Below are 21,020 nucleotides of genomic sequence, written 5' to 3' on the forward strand. Positions count from 1 at the left end.
GTGGTTGAATCGGGCACAGCGTTGCTGCTCCGACGCATGAAGTTATTTGACGTCACTCCGGGGACCTTCCTCCGGACCGTTCTTGCGTTCCGGCGAAGAACCGGAGGCGGAAGGGCTGGAACGAGTGAGGTTGTGCTTGTAGGAAAGGTAGAAACCACCCACGGCACCCAAGAGGCCCCCTGCGAGCACGAGTAAACGCGTTCCCAGGAGATTGTCCAGAGTCAACCCTATCAAACTCCAGACCAGGATCCCGCCAATGATGTAGCTGAAAACGGCCAGCCCAGCGTTATAACCGGCCTCGCCGTATCGCCCGCGGGGATCGGCCTCGGAGCGTTCGTTGCGCGAGTCTTCACCGGCGTCGAACCCACCCTTATGCATGTCCCTCCACCGCCTGCGCGCCGGAGATTCCGCCGCCGTCATAGTCGTTGTACAACTGATGGCGTGCCCGGGCGAAAACGGCTACCTCGACAAGCTGCCACAGGACCACGGCACCCACCGCCGAGCTGAAGAACCACGTGCGGTCGAGCCAGTCCGGAGTGCCAAGGAAGAATAGCGCAACCGCGAACCCGACCACCTTGACGGCGTAGGTCACGATGAAAATTCCCAGCGCCCCGCTTGGATTGGAGCGCCCGACAAAGTGTCCAACAAGCAGGCTGACCGCGAAGAAGAGGGCTACAACAAGATAACCGAAGGCGGCACTGGTTGCTGCACTCTCCCCGTGCACCAGGTATGCCACGACGGCGACGACAAGGAGCGCAGCGCCTGTCACGGTCGCACATCGCACCAGTATGCGCAGCCACAAGGAACCCGTGGGCCCGGATGCGCCGGAGCGCGGGGCACTTGGTGTCTTCATGGGGGTTCCGTTCAAGCTGGAGGAAGGGCGGTGCAGATAGCACCGCCCGCACCTGAAGATTCTACAACACGTAGAACTCTTCTTATCCATGAACCTTTCGGTCACGGAAATAGGGAACCGCTGTAAACGTGGCCAGGAGAAGAACGGCCACGGTGTCGATCACTATCACCAACTGCCAGGGTAGAAACGCGAAGGCTATCCCGCCGAAAGCCAAGACGAAGGTCCATAGATACATCATGGACACCGCGTGCCGGTGTGAGTAGCCGAGGTCGATCAGCTTGTGGTGAAGGTGTCCCCTGTCTGCTGACCACGGAGTACGCTTTGCTGCGGTTCTCCTGATAACTGCCAGACCGAGATCCAGCATGGGCACCATCAGGATCGCAATGGGCAGGATGATCGGCATAACTGTTGGTAGACCGTTGGCACGGTCGTAGAGACCGGAGAATATCTGGCCGGTCGCTGCCATACCTGCGGAAGCCATCAGCAGGCCGATGAGCATAGATCCGGAGTCCCCCATGAAGATCTTCGCCGGATGGAGATTGTGCGGAAGAAACCCGAGACAGGCTCCTACCATGAGAGCCATCAGAAGCGTCGCCAGGTCCGAATAGTCAGGGAGAAGCGCGTTCCGTCGCACCCAGTAGGAACACACAAAGAATGCTATGCCGGCGATGACGGCGACGCCTGCGGCTAAACCGTCAAGTCCGTCGATGAAGTTGATGGCGTTCATGGTGACGACGATCAGGAAGACGGTCAAGAGCACCTGAACCACGCGGGATTCGATGGGGAGTGGACCGGTAATGAAGGGCAGTACCGACATCCGGACGCCCCATGCGGCCACGATCGACGCTCCTACTACTTGGCCCAACAACTTGACCCACCATCGGGCGTCATAGATGTCGTCAATCACGCCGACAACCATGATCACAATGGCACCGGCAAGGATTCCCCACGGCGCGACGGTGTCTTTGAAGATTTCCTTCACGAAGTAGGTCTGCGACGCAACCAACAGGGTCACGGCAAATCCTGCAAAGATTCCCAGACCACCCAACCGGGGCACAAGGTCTGAGTGGATGTCCCTGGAGCGAATTGGAGCGTAAACCTTGAACCTCAGCGCGATCCTACGCGCTCCCCAGGTGCTGAAGTAGGAAATGAGGGCAGCCAAGCCCAGCATGAGCAGATAGATCGTCATCTAGCTGAAAACCACGCTCTCATCACAGGCCATCAGCTGATCGTGCGTCAGTCCAACCGTGGCGCTGGCGCCTCGGCCACTGAACACTCGCATGCGTCCATTGTGCCACTGGGGATGAGTCGTACCCCGCAAGAGGGCATTTCGCCCGGCGATTTGCGGTGTGCAACGTCAGGCCGCAATGTCCTTGTAATAGGGTGGACCTGTCTTATGATCGACCGGATCATGCGCCAGATAGCGAGGATTTTTTGCAGAACAAGGTGGCGGTGGCGGCCGTAACATACAACCGGCCCGAAGAAGTGAAGATTCTGCTCGATTCACTCGCAGTCCAGAGCCACGTTCCTACCTCCGTGGTGCTGGTCGACTCAGGATCGGAGGCTGTCGGAGACATCGCCTCCTCCAGCGCCGCACCCGTCACATATGTGCGATCGGAGGCGAATCTCGGCGGCGCCGGCGGATTTTCGCTAGCTATCCTCACCGCTCTTGCATCTGGGGCCGACTGGGTGTGGATCATGGATGATGACGCCCACCCCGAGGACGCCAATGCTCTCGCCGCTCTCTTGGCCGCTGCCAATGAGCGGGATCTCGACGTGATCAGCCCATTGATCGTGGCCCCGGACGAACCTCAAAAATTGTCCTTCCCCTTAAGGCTGGGGGGACACCTGATTCATGACCGCGCCGAAGTTGAACCCATGTCCTTCATTCCCAACATCGCGTCCTTCTTCAATGGAGCGCTCATACGGTCAGAAGTCTTCTTCAAGATCGGCTTGCCTGACCTCCGCCTGTTCATTCGCGGAGACGAGGTCGATTTCATGCTGCGTCTTCGTGCGGCCAAGGTGCCCTTCGGCACTCTTACAACGGTGGCGGTTACGCATCCGCCAGGCTGGAGCGAGGTGAAGTACATTCTCGGTGACCGGATGCACATCCTGGTACCCGAAACGCCCTTTAAGCAGTTCTACTTCTACCGCAACCGGGGGCAACTAACCCGGAAGTATCGTCGGATCAAGTCTCTCGTCGCCGACCTGACGGGTTACCCCATCTACTTTTGGCGAACACGGGACATGCCGGGACTAGTCAAGTGGGCGAGGACCTATGCAGCCGGCTTCCGCGGCCAGGCGTTTGGTCCCCCCGAGAAGCAGGATCATTGAGCTCGGAGGACCGGAGCATGAGCTTCCAGATCGTCATCACTACCTTCAACCGTGCAGGATATCTCCGCCGGTTACTCTCGTCCATCGCTGAGCTCGATCCGGCTCCGGACAAGGTTATCGTCGTGAACAACGCGAGCACGGACGATACGGCATCGGTCATAGCAGACGCGGCTGCTTCCTTGTCCTTCCCATTGATCGAGGAACACCTCGCCGAGAATCGTGGGGGTGCGGGAGGGTTTTCAGCCGGGGTTCAGCGCGCGCTGGATGAAGGTGCGCAGTGGTTGTGGCTCATGGATGACGACGTGGAAGTATTGCCCGGTGCAATTGGCGCCCTTCTGCCGTGGCTCGACGAATATAGCTGCGTCATCGGGCGACGGTATGACTGCAATGGCCAGCCCTTCTTCTGGCAGCACAGTTTCAAGGAGTTTCTCGGAGTCTTCCTTCCTGTCCCTGGCAACGTCTTCAAAGAAAAGGACACCTTCGCCACCAACGTCGGCGTATTCGAAGGGATGGTCGTCGGTGCCTCTGCTGTTCGGAGCGTCGGCCTTCCCGACCCCCGCTTCTTCATTACCTGGGATGACGCTGTCTACGGCTGGCTCATCTCACTTGAACGCCCGGTGGTTTACGTGAATGAATTTACCCTTCGCAAGATACGTCCCCAGAAGCAGATCGACTTCGGGATCCGCCATCTCAACGACTCGAGCGACTTGAGTCGGTTCTACGTGATGAGGAATCGTGGCTACGTCGCCTGCTACTTGCGCGCACACAACAGGTACAACCCCTTGGGATTTGCGCTGGGAACCGCAATTACAGCTGCGAAGGAAATCGTGCGCCTCGTGGCGGTCGAACGCACATTGAGAGGCTTGGGCGCCCTTTGGAGGGGCTGGAGGGCATCCCGAATCCTGCTGAAGGATAGGGATTGGCAGCCTATGCCGCCTGTGACCGTCTAGCCTCCCTCTGCACCTTCCCCGGTTGCATCGGCGTCATCGTCGCGGGTTCCAAGGACAATCCCGGGTACCACTGCGCGTATTTCCTCGAAGGAGATCACGCCTTCGCGAACCACTATGGGCAGGTCACCCGTGGTGTCCACGATGGTCGATGCGCCGGCGTCGGCCGAACGCGCCCCGTCCTCGAGGTACACCTCGACCGCGTCTCCCAACTGCTCGTACGCTTCCGCCGCAGTAGCGGCAGCAGGCTGTCCGGTGCGGTTGGCTGAGGAGACCGCGAGTGGGCCTGTCAGGATGAGCAAATCCAGGGCAACGCGATCATTCGGCATGCGCAGTGCCACGGTCCCGAAGGTGTCGCCAAGGTCCCAGGTCAGGGAGGGCTGGGCATGGCAGATGAGGGTCAGCCCGCCGGGCCAGAACTCCTCTGCGAGCCGGCGTGCCTCAAGACTGATATCGGTCGCCAGTCCGTCCATAGTTTGCAGGCGCGGGATGAGAACGGGCGGCGGCATGCTGCGTCCTCGACCCTTGGAAGCCAGCAGCGTGGCGACAGCCTGCGGGGCGAAGGCGTCGGCGGCGATCCCGTACACCGTGTCAGTAGGAATCACCACGCACTGCTTTGCGGCAAGCGCACGTTGGGCGCGCGCAATGCCCTCACTGCGCTCGGTCGGATCCGAACAGTCGAACGTGTCACTCACGCGAGCCATCCTTTCATTTACTGCCGTCCCATGGCACATCGGTTCGAACGGCCGACGTCGCGCGGTCCCGCTCGGAGAGGTCCTGGTGCGTACGAACTGTCCCCCACAACGGATCCGTCCCCAGGATGCGTGCCAGGGCTGGGGCCTGCACTTCGGCATGCTCCATCACGAAGAAACCCCCGGTTTTGAGGAGGCGGGCGGCTGCGGCGGCGGCGGCCAGCGGCAGGCGCAGCCCGTCGGCGCTTCCTCCGTAGAGCGCGATCTCGGGATCGTGCTCAGCCACTTCAGTCTCCCTCGGAACAGCGTCGGTGGGAATGTAGGGCGGATTGGAGACGACGACGTCGAAGGTTTCGTTCTGCTCTGCAAGCGCTATTGCGTAGTCGCCCCTGACCAGCGTGACGTTCAGCGGCGCAAGATTGCGTTCAGCCCAGGCAAGAGCGAGATCACTCAATTCCACGGCGAAGACGTCCGCTTCCGGTACTTCCTGCGCAACCGATCCCGCGATGGCGCCGGAACCGGTGCCAAGGTCGGCCACACGGGCGCCGGGAAAGAGCCGGGCGGCATCGATGGCGAGCTGGGCGACGGTCTCCGTCTCGGGCCGGGGAATGAAGACACCTGGTCCCACTGCGAGTTCCAGTCCGCGGAAGTATGCGACGCCGGTGATGTGCTGGAGGGGAACGCGCTGTGACCGCTCCGCGACGAGCTCGCCGTAACGTTCCGGAGCTGCCGCACCGATCAGGGCAAGTGCACGGACCCTTCCCACGCTCTCCCCCAGCAGGTGCGCCGCAAGCAGCTCCGCGTCAGTCCTGGGACTTGGCACGCCTGCCTCTGCCAACGTCGACGCAGCATCGCGCAGGGCATCGGCGAGCGATTCCATGGTGCTGAGCGCTCCCTACGCGTCGTCGCCGATGGCGTCGAGCCTGGTCTGTTCGTCCAGCTCGATGGCTGACTGCACTACCGGTTCGAGTTCACCATTTATGACCGCGTCGAGGTTGTAAGCCTTGTAACCGGTGCGGTGGTCAGCAATGCGGTTCTCCGGGAAGTTGTAAGTGCGAATGCGCTCCGAACGGTCCATGGTCCGAACCTGGGACTTGCGGATGTCGGAGTTCGCGGCGTCGATCTCTTCCTGCTTTGCGGCGAGGATTCGGGAACGCAATACGCGCATGGCCGCCTCACGGTTCTGCAGTTGCGACTTCTCGTTCTGCATTGCGACGACGATGCCCGTGGGAAGGTGGGTGATGCGAACGGCCGAGTCAGTGGTGTTCACCGACTGCCCGCCGGGTCCCGAGGAACGGTAAACGTCGATCTTGAGGTCGTTCTGGCTGATCTCAACTTCCTCGGGCTCATCGACCTCGGGCAGCACCAGTACCCCGGCGGCGGACGTGTGAATACGCCCCTGCGACTCGGTCACCGGAACGCGCTGTACCCGATGGACGCCGCCCTCAAACTTCAGGCGCGCGTAAACGCCTTCAGCCGGATCATTGGACGATCCCTTGATGGCCATCTGCACGTCCTTGTATCCACCAAGATCGGATTCCGTTGCGGAGATGATCTCGGTCTTCCAACCGCGGGTTTCGGCGTACCGCGTGTACATGCGGAGCAGGTCACCGGCGAACAGTGCAGCCTCGTCGCCGCCTTCACCGCCCTTGACCTCGATGATGACGTTCCTGGCGTCGTTGGGATCGCGCGGGATGAGCAGACGGCGCAGGCGTTCCTGTGCAGTCGCGAGCTGCGCCTCGAGCTCGGGAACCTCGGCAGCGAACTCGGGGTCGTCGGCCATCTCACGGGCAGCTTCGAGATCGTCAGCGAGCGCCTGCCAGCGTGTGTGTGCTTCGACGATGCCGCTCAGTTCGGCGTAGCGCCGTCCTAGCTTTCGGGCAAGTGACTGGTCAGCATGTACCGCTGGATCGGACAGCCGAACCTGCAGATCAGCGTGCTCGTCGAGCAGGCCCTGAATGGACTCAAACATGGCAGACACAACCTCTTTCGGCTCTTTCGAGCCAGTCTAGATTAGGACAATTCCATCGACCCGGAGGCGATCGGTGGCTTAACGCGGGAAGCCGCTCGAGACATGCCGGCCAGGGAGAGTGGCATCGGGCCTGTCGGAGCGCGGAGCGCGAGTCCGACAGGACGAGTGCCTCCGCGCGCAGGGGCGGGGCCGGCATGTCTCGAACGGCTACTTAGCTAATCGTTGTCGCTCTTCGCTCCAAGCGTGGTCTTCTGGACCTGCATCAGGAACTCGACGTTCGACTGGGTCTCCCGGATCTTGTTGGTGAGCAGCTCAAGTGCCTGCTGCTGCTCCAAACCGGACAGTACCCGGCGGAGCTTCCACATGATCTTGACCTCGTCCGCGGAGAGGAGGTTCTCTTCGCGGCGGGTGCCAGACGCGTTGACATCGACGGCCGGGAAGATGCGCTTGTCCGCGAGGTTGCGGGACAGGCGCAGCTCCATGTTGCCGGTGCCCTTGAACTCTTCGAAGATCACTTCGTCCATCTTCGAACCGGTCTCGACCAGCGCCGTGGCGAGAATGGTGAGCGAGCCGCCGTTCTCGATGTTGCGGGCTGCTCCGAAGAACCGCTTCGGCGGGTACAGTGCCGCTGAATCGACACCGCCCGAGAGGATACGGCCCGATGCCGGCGCTGCCAGGTTGTAGGCGCGTCCGAGTCGGGTCATCGAGTCGAGAAGTACGACGACGTCCATGCCCATTTCGACGAGGCGCTTGGCGCGTTCAATCGAGAGTTCGGCAACAGTCGTGTGGTCATCAGCCGGGCGGTCGAAGGTGGAGGCAATGACCTCACCCTTGACGGTGCGCTGCATGTCGGTGACTTCCTCGGGACGTTCGTCCACGAGAACCATCATGAGGTGCACTTCCGGGTTGTTCACCGTGATGGCGTTGGCAATAGCCTGCAGAATCAGGGTCTTGCCGGCCTTCGGAGGTGAGACGATGAGTCCGCGCTGGCCCTTGCCGATCGGTGCCACGAGGTCGATGACCCGAGGACCGATCTTCTTGGGCTCGGTCTCCAGGCGCAGGCGCTCGGAGGGGTAGAGCGGAACCAGCTTCGCGAAGTCAACGCGGTCCTTCAGCTCTTCGGGGTTTTTCCCGTTGACAGAGGTCAGACGGACCAGCGCATTGAACTTCTGGCGGGTGCTGGCCTGGGTCTCGCCGTCGCGGGGCGCACGGATGGCACCGACGACTGCATCGCCCTTGCGCAGTCCGTACTTTTTGACCTGTGCCAGCGAAACGTAGACGTCGTTGGCGCCGGGCAGGTAGCCGGAGGTGCGCACGAACGCGTAGTTCTCCAGGACATCCAGGATGCCCGCGACGGGCAGCAGGACGTCGTCATCGGTGACCTCGACGTCGTCGACATCGGGATTCTGGTTACGCCCGCGGCGGCGCTCGTTGCGGTCGCGGAAGCGGGTGTTGCGGTCGTCCTCGCGGTTGTTGCGGTTACGGTTGCGCCGGTTCCGGCCGTTGCCCTCGTCGCGGTCGCCACGGTTGTCCCGGTCGCCACCACGGTTGTCACGGTCGTTGCGGTTATCGCGGTCGTTCCGGTTATCGCGGGTGTCATCGCCGGAGCGGCGCTCATCGTTGGAGCGGCGCTCGTTGCGGTCACGGTTGCGGTCGCGGCGGTCGTTGCGGCGCTCGCCCTGGCCTTCGCCCTGCGAGTCGGCGCTGTCCGTGTTCTCGCTGCCCTGCTGATCGCCCTGCTCGCTTCCCTCAGCGGCAGCGGCTTGTGTACCGGCCTGCGCATCGGAGTCAGCGCGACGGCCGCCGCGACGGCCGTCGCGGCTTCGGCGTCCGCGGTCAGCGGTTTCGGCTTCGGGTGCGGAGGTTTCCTGCGCAGCGCCACCGTCAAATTCAGCGGCGGAGGCCGGAGCTGCGTCGTTCGGTGCATTGTCTGGAGCGGACTGGTCCGTCTTGACGACACCGTCGCTCACTGCACGCCGATTGCGGTTGCGGGTGCGTGTGGGCTTCTCGGCAGGCTCCGATGCCTGCTCCTGCTCGGCAACACCGGAACCGTTCTGTGCGGAAGCGTTGCGCGTTGATTCCTTCGCGGGCGCTGCGTCTTCCTGCGCCGGAGCCGGGGCGGACAATGCCTTGGGGCGGTCCGCTACTGCCGAGCCGCGCTGGTGGTCGGAAATTGCAGCCACAAGGTCGCCCTTGCGCATACGGGAACCCACGGAAATGCCAAGCTGGCCGGCAAGAGCCTGCAGTTGGGCGAGCTTCAGGCCGGCAAGTCCGGAACTTTTGGAAGCTGGTGCGCCGTTCGTTTCGGCGGCTTGGGTATCCACGCCTGTCGGCAGGTCAGTGGTTTGAGTCACGAAGGATTCCTTCCCCCTCGTCGGGCGATCCATCTCTGATGTGGATCGCGGTTTGGTTTGCCCGCCGCCAAGTCGTGAAGAGTTGGAAGCTAAGGTTTTCGGTGCTGACCGGATGCTCTCCGGCATGGCCGAGCGTGCTGAAACCTCAAACCCGGTGCAAAGCAGCGCACGATTTAATGTGCTGCCGCATCAGGTTCTGGGAGGTACACCTGAGATTGAGCCACTGCTGACACACAGGCAGTTTCACGACGGTCACAGAAATGACGGCCAGATCAACAGAAGCACATCTAAATACAGAATTGCCTTCGTGACATCGGTGAGTGATTAAGGTCAACGATTCAAGCTGGCGATTACCGTTGGTGCACCTTCACTTTAGCACCTTCTGTGTCAACGTTCAGCCGAAGAACACGCCAATCAGTGCCCTCTTCCATACCGACGACGATGCGTTCCACCGCGGAGATGACCGCGGCTGCCTGATCCTCCCCGACGGCGAGGGTCATCACGGTGGGACCGGCACCGGAAATCACCGCGGCGAAGCCCTCTGCCCGCAGTGCGCGCATCAGCGTGGCACTGTGCAGCATTGCCTGCGCGCGGTAGTCCTGATGCAGCAGGTCACGGGTCCCGTCGAGAAGGAACTCCGGTGCTGATGTCATGGCATGCACCAGGAGTGCTGCGCGGCCCGCGTTGGAGGATGCGCTGTTGTGCGGCACCGAGGCCGGAAGCAAAGCGCGCGCCGTCTCGGTGGACAACTCACTGGCGGGAATCGCCACAACGGGCACCACATCGGGGTGTACCGGAATGATGGTGCTCTGGTATGCCCGGCCCGTTTCCCAGGACACAGCCAGCGATCCGAGCAGCGCCGGGGCCACATTGTCGGGGTGTCCTTCGAGCGTGGAACACAACTGCAGCACGGCCCGGTCGTCCATTCGCGCGGACTCGGGCAGAAGGGCGTTGGCAGCGAGCACCGAGGAGACAATGGCCGCAGCCGAGGAACCGAGGCCCCGGCCGTGCGGAATGATGTTGCGTGTCTCGATCTCCAGGCCCGGGCTGGAGAAGCCCGCCCGCTCAAGCGTGCCGAGGATGGTGGCGGCGACGAGGTGCGTCTCGTCCTGCGGCAGGGACTCTTCGCCCTCACCGGTTACCGTTACCGTCGTCGTACCGGAGTCGGTGGTGCGCACGAGCACCGAGTCGTAGAGCGTCACTGCCAGGCCGAGGCTGTCAAAGCCCGGGCCAAGGTTGGCGCTTGTCGCCGGAACCTCGACCGACACTTCCTGCCCGGACGCGACCACGGCCGCTGCGGCCACGGCCGGCGCTCCGCTAAGCATCTGCCGGCTGGCCTACGTGGGCGTCGGCAAGTCCGAGGGCGCCTGCAACGCTGACGACGTCGAATTCCACCTTGGTTGGCTCGACATCCGAACCGTCAGCCGCCTTCAGCGCCCACTGCGGATCCTTGAGACCGTGTCCCGTTACGGTGATGACGATGGTCTTGCCCTCGGGAACGTCGCCGGCCGCATGCTTCTTGAGCAGACCCGCCACTCCCGCGGCCGACGCCGGCTCCACGAAGACGCCCTCGCGGGAGGAGAGCCAGCGGTGTGCCTCAAGAATTTCTTCGTCGGTCACTGCCTCGATGAGCCCGCCGGATTCATCCCGCGCAGCGATGGCCTGATCCCAGGACGCAGGATTGCCGATTCGGATGGCGGTGGCGATGGTGTCGGGCTCGGTAACCGGGTAGCCCTTCACGAGCGGCGATGCACCTTCTGCCTGGAAACCCCACATGGTGGGGGTCCTGGTCGAAACCGCCGGCAGCTCACCGGCCGTGAGCGAGGTGTAGGGCTGCGAGTACTCCTTGTAGCCCTTCCAGTAGGCGGTGATGTTGCCTGCATTGCCGACCGGGAGCAGATGGTAGTCCGGGGCGTCTCCCAGGAAGTCGACAACCTCGAAGGCCGCCGTCTTCTGCCCCTCGATACGCGCGGGGTTCACGGAATTGACGAGGAACACGGGGTAGGACTCCGCAAGCTTCCGCGCCACCTCAAGGCAGTTGTCGAAGTTGCCGTGAACCTGGAGCAACTCGGCGCCGTGCGCGATGGCCTGGCTGAGCTTGCCCATCGCGATCTTGCCGTCCGGCACCAGCACCGCGCAGGTCAGCCCCGCCTGCGTCGCGTAGGCCGCTGCGGACGCAGAGGTATTGCCCGTGGAGGCGCAGACCACTGCCTTGGCTCCGGCTTCGACGGCTGCGGTGATGGCCATGGTCATGCCGCGGTCCTTGAAGGAACCGGTGGGATTCATTCCCTCGACCTTCAGGTACACGCTGCAGCCGGTGAGTTCGGAAAGCGCCGGTGCATATACCAGGGGTGTTCCGCCTTCACCGAGCGTGATCACCCGGGTGGATTCGGTAACGGGCAACCGGTCAGCGTATTCGCGGATTACTCCGCGCCATTGGTGAGCCATCAGACTCCCTCTACTCGGAGGACCGATGTCACCGCGTTGATGACGTCCAGATCCTGGATGTGTTTCACAGTTGCCGCCAGCGCCGACTCAGCGGCCCGGTGCGTCACGATGCGCAGTTCCGCACTGGCCTCACCGCCGTCGTCCGCAGAGTGGATGGTTTGGCGCATGGTTTCGATCGAGACGCCGTGCTCGGCGAAAAGGTGCGCAATCTTGGCGAGCACGCCAGGCTGGTCAGCCACGTCCAGCCCGATGTAGTAGCTCGTGTTCACCATGTCGATACTGAGCGCAGGAACGTGGCCCGTGGTGGTTTCGGTTCGGCCGGGCCCACCGAGGACCATACGCCGGGCGGCGCTCACCACATCGCCCAGTACGGCGGAGGCGGTCGGAGTGCCGCCGGCTCCCTGGCCGTAGAACATGAGCTCGCCGGCGTTCTCAGCCTCGATGAAGACGGCGTTGAACGCGCCGCGCACAGCGGCGAGGGGATGCTCCCGCGGCAGGAGGGTGGGGTGCACGCGGACGCTGACGCCGTCGTCGCCCGCCTGGTCCTGCAGTAGCTCCGCGATTGCAAGAAGCTTGATGACGAAGCCTGCGTCCTTGGCCGCAGCAATGTCTTCCGCCGAAACCGAGGTGATGCCCTGGCAGTGCACATTTTCCAGTGCAAAGCGGGTGTGGAAGGACAGGGAAGCGAGGATCGCGGCCTTCGATGCGGCGTCGTATCCCTCGATGTCGGCCGTGGGGTCAGCCTCGGCGTAACCGAGTCGCTGCGCGTCAGCCAGGGCATCGGCGAACTGCGCGCCGGTGGTGTCCATCTGGTCGAGGATGTAGTTGGTGGTGCCGTTCACGATGCCGAGGACGCGCGTGATGCGGTCGCCCGAAAGGCTGTCGCGGATCGGGCGCAGGATGGGGATGGCACCGGCGACGGCGGCTTCATAGGACAGCTGGACGTGGGCGGCATCCGCCCGCTCGTAGAGAGTAGGTCCGTCCTGGGCGAGCAGCGCCTTGTTGCCGCTGACGACAGTTGCCCCGTGGTCGATGGCACGCAGAATCAGGGTGCGGGCCGGCTCAATGCCGCCCATCAGCTCAATGACGATGTCGGCGCCCTCGACCAGGGACTCCGCGTCCGTAGTGAACAGCTCCCGCGGCAGCTCGGCTTCGCGCGGCGCGTCAATCGAACGCACGGCGATACCGGTGAGCTCAAGCCGTGCGCCGATGCGGGCAGCAAGGTTGTCTGCGTCTTCCAAGAGGATCCGCGCAACCTGCGAACCGACGTTTCCGCAGCCCAGCAGGGCAACACGCAGTGTCGCATTGGGAACGGTGGTGTGGGGGGCATTCATCAAATCGATCAGGCTCCTGCTTCCAGAGTTGCTCGTTCGTTTCTCTCCTGCCGCAGCACGTCGCGCGAGAGGAGGTCTTCTTCGGTTTCGCCTCGCACGATCAAACGCGCTTCGCCGTCCTTGACAGCGACGACGGGCGGGCGGGTGAGGTAGTTGTAGTTGCTGGACAGCGACCAGCAGTAGGCACCCGTTCCGGGAACCGCGATGAGGTCTCCGTTCGCGGTGTCCCCGGGAAGGTACACGCTGCGCACCACGATGTCGCCGCTCTCACAGTGCTTGCCGACGACCCGCGACAGCAGCGGCTCCTGGCGGGAAGTGCGCGATGCGACCGCCGCCGAGTAGTCGGCGTCATACAGAACCGGCCGCGCGTTGTCGCTCATGCCGCCGTCAACCGAAACGTAGCGGCGTGGGTGGGAGGCGCCGTCGACATCCACCTGAACCGTCTTGGTGGTGCCGGCGGTGTACAGCGTGAAGGTGCTCGGGCCGACAATCGCGCGGCCGGGCTCGATCGAGATCCGCGGCGCCCGCAGACCGTGCTCGGCACAGGCATCACCGACGACGGCGGCCAGCGCCTGCGCGATTGCCGCGGGCGAGCGCGGGGTGTCGGCTTCGGTGTAGGCGATGCCGTAACCGCCGCCCAGATCAAGTTCCTTCAGTTCGACGCCGTGGTGGTCTCGGATCTCAGCCAGGAATCCGAGGAGTCTGCGGGCCGCCAGCTCGAATCCGGCCGACTCGAAGATCTGCGATCCGATGTGGCTGTGCACGCCCAGCAGGCGGATGGAGGGGTGCCCCAAAGCGGCTGCTACAGCCTGCGCTGCCGGCGACGCCTCCCCCGACGACGACGGCGCCAGCGAGAGCCCGAACTTCTGGTCTTCGTGCGCGGTGGCAATGAATTCGTGGGTGTGGGCGTGGACACCGGGAGTGAGCCGGAGCATCACGTTAGCGGTCGCGCCGCGCGCCTGAGCCAGTGCACCGACACACTGCAGCTCATCGAGGCTGTCGACCACGATGCGGCCGACCTCCAGATCGAGTGCACGGTTCAACTCCGCGTCAGACTTGTTGTTGCCGTGCAGCGCGAGCTGGCGCCCCTGCAGGCCGGCGCGGACCGCGACGGCGAGTTCTCCGCCCGAGGCCGTGTCCAGGCGGAGCCCTTCCTCCGCCACCCAGTGCGCCACCTCGGAGCAGAGGAACGACTTGCCCGCGTAGTAGACGTCCACTCCCCCGCACAGGTCCCGGAAGGCGGCGTTGAACGCGTCCCGGAAACCCCGTGCCCGGGTACGGAAGTCGTTTTCGGACACCACGTAGACGGGTGTTCCAAACTGCTCGACCAGTTCGGTGGCCGATACGCCGTCCACGGACAGCACGCCGTTCCGCGCCCTGCTGACTGTGGAAGCCCACAGGGCAGGATTGAGCGTATTGGCGTCCTCAGGGTAGGACAGCCAGTCGGGAGCAAGAGGTGAGACAGCCACGCTACATCCGTTCCGGCGCTGAAACGCCCAGCAGGTCCAGCCCGTTGGCAAGCACCTGGGTTACGGCGTCGTTCAGCCACAGCCTGGTGCGGTTGGTGTCGGTGACCGGTTCGTCGCCAAGCGGTGTGACGCGGCAGGCGTCGTACCAGCGGTGGTAAGCACCGGCGATGACCTCGAGGTGGCGCGCGACGCGGTGCGGCTCACGGAACTTCGCTGCCTGCGCCACAACGGCGGGATAGGAGCCGAGGTGCGCGAGCAGTTCCTCGTCAGCCGCCTGGTCCAGCGCACCGGCGTCGAAAGCGGACCGGTCAACGTTCGCAGCGACCGCGTTACGTGACACCGCGCAGGTACGGGCATGTGCGTACTGGACGTAGAATACCGGGTTTTCATTGGTGTTCTTCTTCAGCAGCTCCGGGTCCAGGGACATGGCGGAGTCCGCGGGAGAGCGCCCGAGCGAATAGCGCAGCGCGTCGGCTCCCAGCCAGTCCAGCAGATCGCGGAGTTCGATGATATTGCCGGCGCGCTTGGACAGCCGCGCACCGTTGACAGAGACCATCTGGCCGATCAGCACCTCGATGTTGGTGTCCATGTCATCACCGGCGCACGCGGCAATCGCTTTGAGCCGGCCGATGTAGCCATGGTGGTCAGCGCCCAGCAGATAGATCTTCTCGGTAAACCCGCGGTCCTTCTTGGAAAGGTAGTACGCAGCGTCCGAGGCGAAGTAGGTTGGTTCGCCGTTGGCGCGGATCAGGACGCGGTCCTTGTCGTCGCCGAAGTCCGTGGTGCGCAGCCAGACCGCACCGCCGTCGTCGTACACGTGACCCTGCTCGCGCAAACGGTCCACGGCCTGCTCGACCGCACCGGCGTCATGCAGGGCTGCTTCGGAGAAGTAGACGTCGAAATGGACGCCGAACGCGGCCAGGGTCGCCTTGATGTCATCCATCTGAGCGCGGTAGGCGATGTCCCGCACCACCGGCAGGGCGTCCTCGTCCGGCAGCTCCGCCGCGTCGGGGCGCTCAGCCAGCACCGTGCGGCCGAGGTCAGCGATGTACTCACCCGGGTAGCCGCCCTCCGGCGTCGGCCTTCCCTTGACGGAGGCAAGCACGGAGGCGGCGAAGTTGTTCATCTGGGTACCGGCATCGTTGATGTAGTACTCCTTGGTGACCTCCGCACCGCTTGCGGACAGCACGCGTGCAAGGGAGTCACCGAGGGCAGCCCAGCGCGTGTGCGCCAGATGCAGGGGGCCGGTGGGGTTCGCGGACACGAACTCCATATTGATCACGTGGCCGTCGAGCGCAGCATTCTTGCCGTAGGCATGGCCGGCTTCAACGATGCTGCGGGCAAGTTCACCGGCGGCGGCTGCATCGAGCCGGATGTTGAGGAAGCCCGGCCCTGCGATGTCCACGGAGGAAACGCCGTCGATTCCCTCAAGCCGCGATTTCAGGATGCCTGCGAACTGGCGCGGGTTCATGCCCGCCATTTTCGACAGCTGCAGGGCGATGTTTGTGGCCCAGTCCCCGTGGTCGCGGCTCTTGGGCCGCTCGACCCGCACCTCTGAAGGCAGCTCCACGTCGATTTCGCCGGCAGCGACGGCCTCTTTCAGGCATGAGGAGATTGCGGAGGAGAGTTCTTCGGGAGTCACCCATCCAGCATAACGGCGCGGGTCTAATCCCCCTGATTCTGTGACGGACGCCTTATCCGGGCCATTCCGGAACGCTGTCCATCCAGAAGGCCTGCTGAACCGAATCGGGGGTACTAGCGTTGTACGGAGCAGAACCGCCACCAAGCCCGCCAAGGAGATTTCGTGACGAACGCCGTGAACAAGCCCTACCAGCGCTGGACCCTGACGGGGCTCGCGGCAGTATCCCTCCTGGGTTCAGCTGCGTGTGCTACCAGCCCGACGCCGTCGCCCGGGGCCGGTGGTGATGCCGCCAACGCTGCCGAGGAGACCCCGGTCGGCGCTGAGACCGGCGAGTACACGGACGGAACGTACTCGGCCACCGGGTCCTACCAAACGCCCGGCGGTGAGGAGTCGATCGGAGTGACGGTCACGCTTGAGTCGGGCAGCGTCGCCGACGTCCAGACCGAACCGATGCCGAGCAACCCCACCACGGAGCTCTACCAGGGCAAGTTCAGCAGCGGAATCAAGGAGCAGATAGTGGGAACGCCGCTTGGCGAGTTGAACGTCGAGAAGGTGTCCGGGTCGTCCTTGACCAGCGGCGGCTTCAGCGACGCAATCGAGCAGATCAAGAGCGAAGCCGCGCAGTGACCCCAGCGGGCTACGGGCAGCGGTACAGCTTCGACGCGATCGGCACAAAGTGGCAGATCGACATCCCGGGAGAGCTGCCCGCAGCGGCCCGCGCCACCGTGTCCCGCGTGATCGAACAGTACGACGCCGTCTATTCCCGTTTCCGCCCCGACTCGCGGATCATGGCCCTCGCCTCCGGCGGCCGCGTCGACCTGCCGCCTTCGGGCGAAGCGCTGGGCAACCTCTACCGGACGCTTCACCGTCTCACGGACGGTGCCATGTCACCGCTGGTGGGCCGGTCGCTGGAGCAGTTGGGGTACGACGCCGGCTACTCTTTCGTGCCGCACGGCACCCCTGTTCCGGCAACGGCCTGGGACGCAACCTTCCAGTGGCACGGATCTACCGTCCGGTCGGAACAACCGGTCACGCTCGATGTCGGGGCAGCAGGCAAGGGTCAGCTCGTTGACCTGGTGTCCGCAGCACTGCGGGACTGTGGTTTCCCGGAGCACACCGTAGATGCCGGCGGGGACATGCTGCACGTCGGTCCCTCAACCCTTCGGGTTGCGCTGGAACACCCGTATACATCGGATTCGGCCATCGGCGTGGTGACTCTTAAGGACCGGGCGCTGTGCGCGTCGGCCTCCAACAGGCGCCGCTGGGCTGACGGCCTGCACCACGTCGTGGATGCCACAACCGGGCAATGCATCGATACAGTTGTTGCTACCTGGGTACTGGCCGACGAGGCGCTTGTCGCGGATGCGCTGGCCACTGCACTCTTCCTTGTCCCGCCCGAAGTGCTGCTGACCGAGTTCGATTTCGACTATGTCCAGGTTCACTCCGAGGGACGCGCGCAATACTCATCATCCCTGGCAGGAGCGTTGTTCTAGATGGTCGGACGGCAGAACTGGCTCACGAAGGTCGACACATTCCTCGGCCGCGCCACCATGTACAGGCTGGTCCTGATCCTCCTGCTGGTCCTCGCCGCGTACGCGTTTGCCCTGTCCGCCGTCGGGCTTCTCGCGTTTACGCCGGCAGAACTTTCCGCAACGCTTGCCACCGCCGTCGTCGCCTCCTGGGGAGGTACGCGCGTGATGGCGATGATGTTCCGAACCCGCCCGCACTACGAGTCGTCACTCATCACCGGCCTGCTGCTCTTTTTCGTGATGTTTCCCTCCGATGAGCCGGCGGGCGTAGGCGGTATTGCACTGGCCGGCCTCATTGCGGCTGCCTCCAAGTACCTGATCGCCCTCCGCGGGCGCCACATCTTCAATCCCGCAGCGTTCGGCGCCGTCGCCGTGACGCTGCTTGGACTCGGCGCCGCAGCGTGGTGGGCTGCGAACCCCGCCATGTTGCCGCTCGTGTTGTTCAGCACCGCCCTGATCCTCTACCGGACCCGGAAGCTCTCAATGGGAACGGTGTTCCTCGTCGTGGCCGTCGGTATTCTGGTGGTCCGTCTTGCGGCCGGCGGCACAGACCCCGCCACCGCCCTGCAATTGGTCCTCACGTCCTATCCCGTGTTCTTCCTGCTCGGCTTCATGCTCACCGAACCGTTGACCCTTCCGCCCAGGCGCTGGCAGCAGCTCCTGGTAGCCGCCGTCGTTGCAGTGGTGCTGGCCCTGCAGATCAACTTCCCGCCGGTGTTCCTCGGGCCGGAGTACGCGCTGCTGATCGGCAACGCCGTGGCGTTCGCCATGGGCCAGCGGCGCCGCATCCGTCTGCGCTACACCGGGTCCCGGCAGCTGACTCCCACCAGCACCGAGGTCTCCTTCGCTCCCGAGACACCGGTACGTTTCGAGCCCGGCCAGTACATGGAGCTCACGCTGCCCCACGCGAGGGCGGACCGCCGTGGACTCCGGCGCATCTTCAGCATCAGTTCCGCGCCCGACGACGGCACCATCCGCTTCGGCCTGCGCCTGTCGGACCCGCCGAGCTCCTTCAAATCGGCACTGTTGAACCTGCGTCCCGGTGCGGCAGTGGATGCCACGTCAGTGGCCGGCGACTTTGTACTGCCCGCCGATCCCTCAGTGCCGCTGCTGTTGTTCGCCGGTGGAATCGGCGTAACGCCGTTCCTGAGCCAGATCCGGGCGGGGGACGGATCCGGGCAGGGCCGCGACATCGTTCTTGTCTACGTGGTCAGCGGACCCGCGGAGCTCGGTTACGTCGACGAGCTTGCTCCGTACCGAGTGATCCTGTTCTGCCCCGGCGAGCCCGGGCCGCTTCCGGACGGCTGGATTCACTACGGCACGGGTTTTCCCACGGCCGAAGAACTGCATTTCCTCGTACCGGACCTGGACCGGCGGAGTGTCTACCTGTCAGGATCCCCGGCGACCCTCGCGCGGGCAAAGCCAGTGATCCGCGATGCCGGTGGGAAGTCCATCCGGACCGATGCCTTCCTCGGCTACTAGGGCTACCGGGAGCACCGCCTCCAGCGTTTCGTTCAGCCAACTTTTCCCTGCTAAGCTTCATAAGTCCCTTTCGGCCACTGGTTCAGTCCAGTGGGCCGTGCCCTCGTAGCTCAGGGGATAGAGCGTCTGCCTCCGGAGCAGAAGGTCGTAGGTTCGAATCCTATCGAGGGCACTTTTTCTTCCACCTGGACGTCGTTGCGTAGTCCGGATGATCAGGACCTTTCACCGTGAACGTAGCGGTGCGCCCACAAGTCCCGCAGTAGCGCCACCTCGGCCAAATGGTGAATCATTTCCCGATTGATGTGCTGGATCAGCGCAGCCATGGGAGCCTCGGCGAACGGACCCTCCGCCGGGCCAACCGGGCGTTCCAGTTCCTCCTGCGACAGCGCAGTGACAGCACCGGACCAGTGCGCATACATACCGTCCAGCTGTTCAAGGGCGTGCTCTGCGTCCCCGGGATACTCGTAGTTTTCATAGCTGACCGGTGCGCCGTCGAAATGCGAAGCCAGCCGCTCGCCCAACACGCCGACCAGCATGTGGCCGAGCCGCCAGGCGATGGTGGTAACCGGGGCCGGCTCGGGTTCCGGATTGGCGAAGTCGATCGTGTAGTCGCCCCGGCCGACCTGGAGCGGCGCAGTGCCTGTGCCCCGCCGACGTACATTCCAGCTTCCGGGTACCGGTTCCCAGAAGTACTCCTCATCACTAAGCCCATCCAGTCTCGGACGCGCCTGGTTCTCCCAGTGCCATTGAAGCTGATCCGTCAGTTCCTTGCGGATGTCCATGTTCCTTCCCTTCTTACCGGCCCCTCTGCGTGGCGCTGATCACACTGTAGGAGCTATTGCGGACAGGAGCTGTCCGCGTCCATAGGTACCGTAGTGGCATGTTGGAAACCTCTGCGAGGCTGCTGCAACTGCTTTCCCTGCTTCAACTTCGGCGGGAGTGGACCGGATCCGCGCTCGCCGAACGGATGTCCGTGACCGAACGCACCGTCCGCAGGGATATCGGCAAGCTGCGCACCCTCGGTTACCCCATCCACGCCTCCCCCGGCATTGCCGGTGGCTACCAGTTGGGCGCGGGCGCGCAGCTGCCTCCGCTGCTCCTCGATGATGATGAAGCCCTCGCCGTCGCCATCGGGCTCAGCGCCGTCACGGCAAGCCCTGTTTCAGGGCTGGGGGAAGCCTCCGTCCGTGCGCTTACAAAGCTGGAACAGGTCCTTCCGGGCAGGCTGCGGCCGAAGTTCGCCGGGCTGCGCACCGCGGTTACCCGGATGGCTGCGGTCAGCACACCGGTGAACCCCGAAGTGCTCACTGCGCTCTCTTCCGCCATCACTGAGCGCCGGGTCGTGGTGTTCCGGTACGCACGGCAGGACGGCGAATCCTCCCGCCGCGTTGTGGAGCCCGTGCGGCTGGTGGACACCGGGCGGCGGTGGTATCTCGTCGCGTGGGACACCGCCAGGCAGGATTGGCGCACCTTCCGCGTGGACCGGTGCCAGAGCGTCCCGTCCCCGCGGGAAAAGTTCGCCGCACGTCCGCTTCCCGCCAAGGATCTTGCCGCTTACGTCCAGAAATCAATCACCCGCTCGCCGTACAGTTACGACATCGTGGTGCGTATCCACGGCCCCCTCGCAGACGTCGGCCAGATGATCCCGCCCAATATCGCCGAACTGGAGGACGACTCCGGAACCACCCTCATGCGCTTCGGGGCAGATTCCCTCGACTGGCCGCTCATGCACGTGGTGGCGTTGGGTTTCGAGTTCGACATCGTTGCACCCCAGGAACTCCGGGAGCACGCCGTGGCGGCTGCCGAGCGGCTGACCCGGGCAGCAGGCGAAGGATTCAGGAGCGACTGAAAAGCGCGGCCGCGCGGGTGACCCTCGTCAGCCATTCCGTTCCCGCCGTGGCCGTCCCGGTCGACGACCACCAACTCTGCCGCAGGCCAGGCCTTCGCGAGGTCCCAGGCGGTTG

20 protein-coding genes and 1 tRNA gene are annotated in these 21,020 nt (G+C 64.0%); 8 read left to right on the top strand and 13 right to left on the bottom strand.

The window, feature by feature from the left end; genetic code table 11:
- Positions 1-42 precede the first annotated feature (42 nt).
- The 3 genes from AC4D2M_RS00865 to AC4D2M_RS00875 all read right to left on the bottom strand — a co-directional run bounded on the left by AC4D2M_RS00865 (position 43) and on the right by AC4D2M_RS00875 (position 2,042).
- On the bottom strand, positions 43-378 hold the full coding sequence (locus AC4D2M_RS00865; protein ID WP_490889166.1) for a hypothetical protein: 336 nt from the start codon (positions 376-378) through the stop codon (positions 43-45).
- Complete coding sequence (locus tag AC4D2M_RS00870; protein WP_490889167.1) at positions 371-853, bottom strand: Cg1360 family ATP-synthase-associated protein; 483 nt, start codon at positions 851-853, stop codon at positions 371-373. Before AC4D2M_RS00870 ends, AC4D2M_RS00865 begins: the two co-directional genes overlap by 8 nt.
- Before the next feature lie 82 nt (positions 854-935).
- Positions 936-2,042, bottom strand: coding sequence for an MraY family glycosyltransferase (locus AC4D2M_RS00875; protein ID WP_490889168.1), 1,107 nt, complete (start codon positions 2,040-2,042; stop codon positions 936-938).
- Between the two features lie 263 nt (positions 2,043-2,305).
- Here AC4D2M_RS00875 and AC4D2M_RS00880 point away from each other — a divergent pair, with 263 nt between their 5' ends.
- Together AC4D2M_RS00880 and AC4D2M_RS00885 are read left to right on the top strand one after the other, a co-directional pair.
- Complete coding sequence (locus tag AC4D2M_RS00880) at positions 2,306-3,187, top strand: glycosyltransferase (RefSeq protein WP_490889170.1); 882 nt, start codon at positions 2,306-2,308, stop codon at positions 3,185-3,187.
- 17 nt (positions 3,188-3,204) lie between these two features.
- Positions 3,205-4,137: a glycosyltransferase gene (locus AC4D2M_RS00885; RefSeq protein WP_490889171.1), complete on the top strand. Its 933-nt coding sequence runs from the start codon at positions 3,205-3,207 to the stop codon at positions 4,135-4,137.
- On the opposite strand, the gene AC4D2M_RS00890 is transcribed toward AC4D2M_RS00885, so the two are convergent.
- The 4 genes from AC4D2M_RS00890 to rho form a co-directional block, all read right to left on the bottom strand.
- Positions 4,134-4,829: an L-threonylcarbamoyladenylate synthase gene (locus AC4D2M_RS00890; protein WP_490889172.1), complete on the bottom strand. Its 696-nt coding sequence runs from the start codon at positions 4,827-4,829 to the stop codon at positions 4,134-4,136. The genes AC4D2M_RS00885 and AC4D2M_RS00890 overlap by 4 nt on opposite strands.
- A gap of 13 nt (positions 4,830-4,842) precedes the next feature.
- Positions 4,843-5,706: a peptide chain release factor N(5)-glutamine methyltransferase gene (gene prmC / locus AC4D2M_RS00895; RefSeq protein WP_490889174.1), complete on the bottom strand. Its 864-nt coding sequence runs from the start codon at positions 5,704-5,706 to the stop codon at positions 4,843-4,845.
- A 15-nt stretch (positions 5,707-5,721) separates the two neighbouring features.
- The gene (prfA, locus tag AC4D2M_RS00900) at positions 5,722-6,798 is read right to left on the bottom strand and encodes a peptide chain release factor 1 (protein ID WP_490889176.1); all 1,077 of its coding nucleotides are present in this window, start codon (positions 6,796-6,798) and stop codon (positions 5,722-5,724) included.
- A gap of 215 nt (positions 6,799-7,013) precedes the next feature.
- Complete coding sequence (rho, locus tag AC4D2M_RS00905; RefSeq protein ID WP_490889178.1) at positions 7,014-9,152, bottom strand: transcription termination factor Rho; 2,139 nt, start codon at positions 9,150-9,152, stop codon at positions 7,014-7,016.
- Positions 9,153-9,192: 40 nt separating this feature from the next.
- Here rho and AC4D2M_RS00910 point away from each other — a divergent pair, with 40 nt between their 5' ends.
- Complete coding sequence (locus AC4D2M_RS00910; RefSeq protein WP_490889180.1) at positions 9,193-9,480, top strand: hypothetical protein; 288 nt, start codon at positions 9,193-9,195, stop codon at positions 9,478-9,480.
- 22 nt (positions 9,481-9,502) lie between these two features.
- Here AC4D2M_RS00910 and thrB read toward each other — a convergent pair whose 3' ends face one another.
- From thrB to argS, 5 genes are read right to left on the bottom strand one after another with little or no spacing between them, the layout of a single operon-like run.
- On the bottom strand, positions 9,503-10,477 hold the full coding sequence (gene thrB / locus AC4D2M_RS00915) for a homoserine kinase (protein WP_490889181.1): 975 nt from the start codon (positions 10,475-10,477) through the stop codon (positions 9,503-9,505).
- Complete coding sequence (gene thrC, locus AC4D2M_RS00920; RefSeq protein ID WP_490889182.1) at positions 10,470-11,600, bottom strand: threonine synthase; 1,131 nt, start codon at positions 11,598-11,600, stop codon at positions 10,470-10,472. The genes thrB and thrC overlap by 8 nt, the downstream gene beginning before the upstream one ends.
- Positions 11,600-12,934 (bottom strand): homoserine dehydrogenase, encoded by a 1,335-nt coding sequence (locus AC4D2M_RS00925; RefSeq protein WP_490889184.1) that lies wholly within the window; start codon positions 12,932-12,934, stop codon positions 11,600-11,602. Before AC4D2M_RS00925 ends, thrC begins: the two co-directional genes overlap by 1 nt.
- An 8-nt stretch (positions 12,935-12,942) precedes the next feature.
- Positions 12,943-14,403, bottom strand: a complete 1,461-nt coding sequence (lysA, locus tag AC4D2M_RS00930) for a diaminopimelate decarboxylase (protein WP_490889186.1) — start codon at positions 14,401-14,403, stop codon at positions 12,943-12,945.
- A 1-nt stretch (position 14,404) separates the two neighbouring features.
- The gene (gene argS / locus AC4D2M_RS00935; RefSeq protein ID WP_490889187.1) at positions 14,405-16,045 is read right to left on the bottom strand and encodes an arginine--tRNA ligase; all 1,641 of its coding nucleotides are present in this window, start codon (positions 16,043-16,045) and stop codon (positions 14,405-14,407) included.
- A 162-nt stretch (positions 16,046-16,207) separates the two neighbouring features.
- Between argS and AC4D2M_RS00940 the strand changes: the two genes are divergently transcribed.
- From AC4D2M_RS00940 to AC4D2M_RS00955, 4 genes are all read left to right on the top strand, one after another.
- The gene (locus AC4D2M_RS00940; RefSeq protein WP_490889188.1) at positions 16,208-16,672 is read left to right on the top strand and encodes an FMN-binding protein; all 465 of its coding nucleotides are present in this window, start codon (positions 16,208-16,210) and stop codon (positions 16,670-16,672) included.
- A complete protein-coding gene (locus tag AC4D2M_RS00945; RefSeq protein WP_490889190.1) occupies positions 16,669-17,538 on the top strand; it encodes an FAD:protein FMN transferase in 870 nt (289 codons plus the stop codon). Before AC4D2M_RS00940 ends, AC4D2M_RS00945 begins: the two co-directional genes overlap by 4 nt.
- A complete protein-coding gene (locus AC4D2M_RS00950) occupies positions 17,539-19,056 on the top strand; it encodes an FAD-dependent oxidoreductase (protein ID WP_490889192.1) in 1,518 nt (505 codons plus the stop codon).
- Between the two features lie 99 nt (positions 19,057-19,155).
- Positions 19,156-19,228: transfer RNA gene (locus AC4D2M_RS00955), tRNA-Arg, on the top strand.
- Positions 19,229-19,268: 40 nt separating this feature from the next.
- On the opposite strand, the gene AC4D2M_RS00960 is transcribed toward AC4D2M_RS00955, so the two are convergent.
- Positions 19,269-19,838: a DinB family protein gene (locus AC4D2M_RS00960; RefSeq protein WP_490889194.1), complete on the bottom strand. Its 570-nt coding sequence runs from the start codon at positions 19,836-19,838 to the stop codon at positions 19,269-19,271.
- Positions 19,839-19,936: 98 nt separating this feature from the next.
- Here AC4D2M_RS00960 and AC4D2M_RS00965 point away from each other — a divergent pair, with 98 nt between their 5' ends.
- Entirely contained in the window at positions 19,937-20,905 is a 969-nt protein-coding gene (locus tag AC4D2M_RS00965) for a helix-turn-helix transcriptional regulator (RefSeq protein ID WP_490889196.1), read from the top strand.
- The last annotated feature ends 115 nt before the right edge of the window (positions 20,906-21,020 follow it).

It is taken from the genome of Arthrobacter sp. TJ-270 (genome assembly GCF_058269075.1).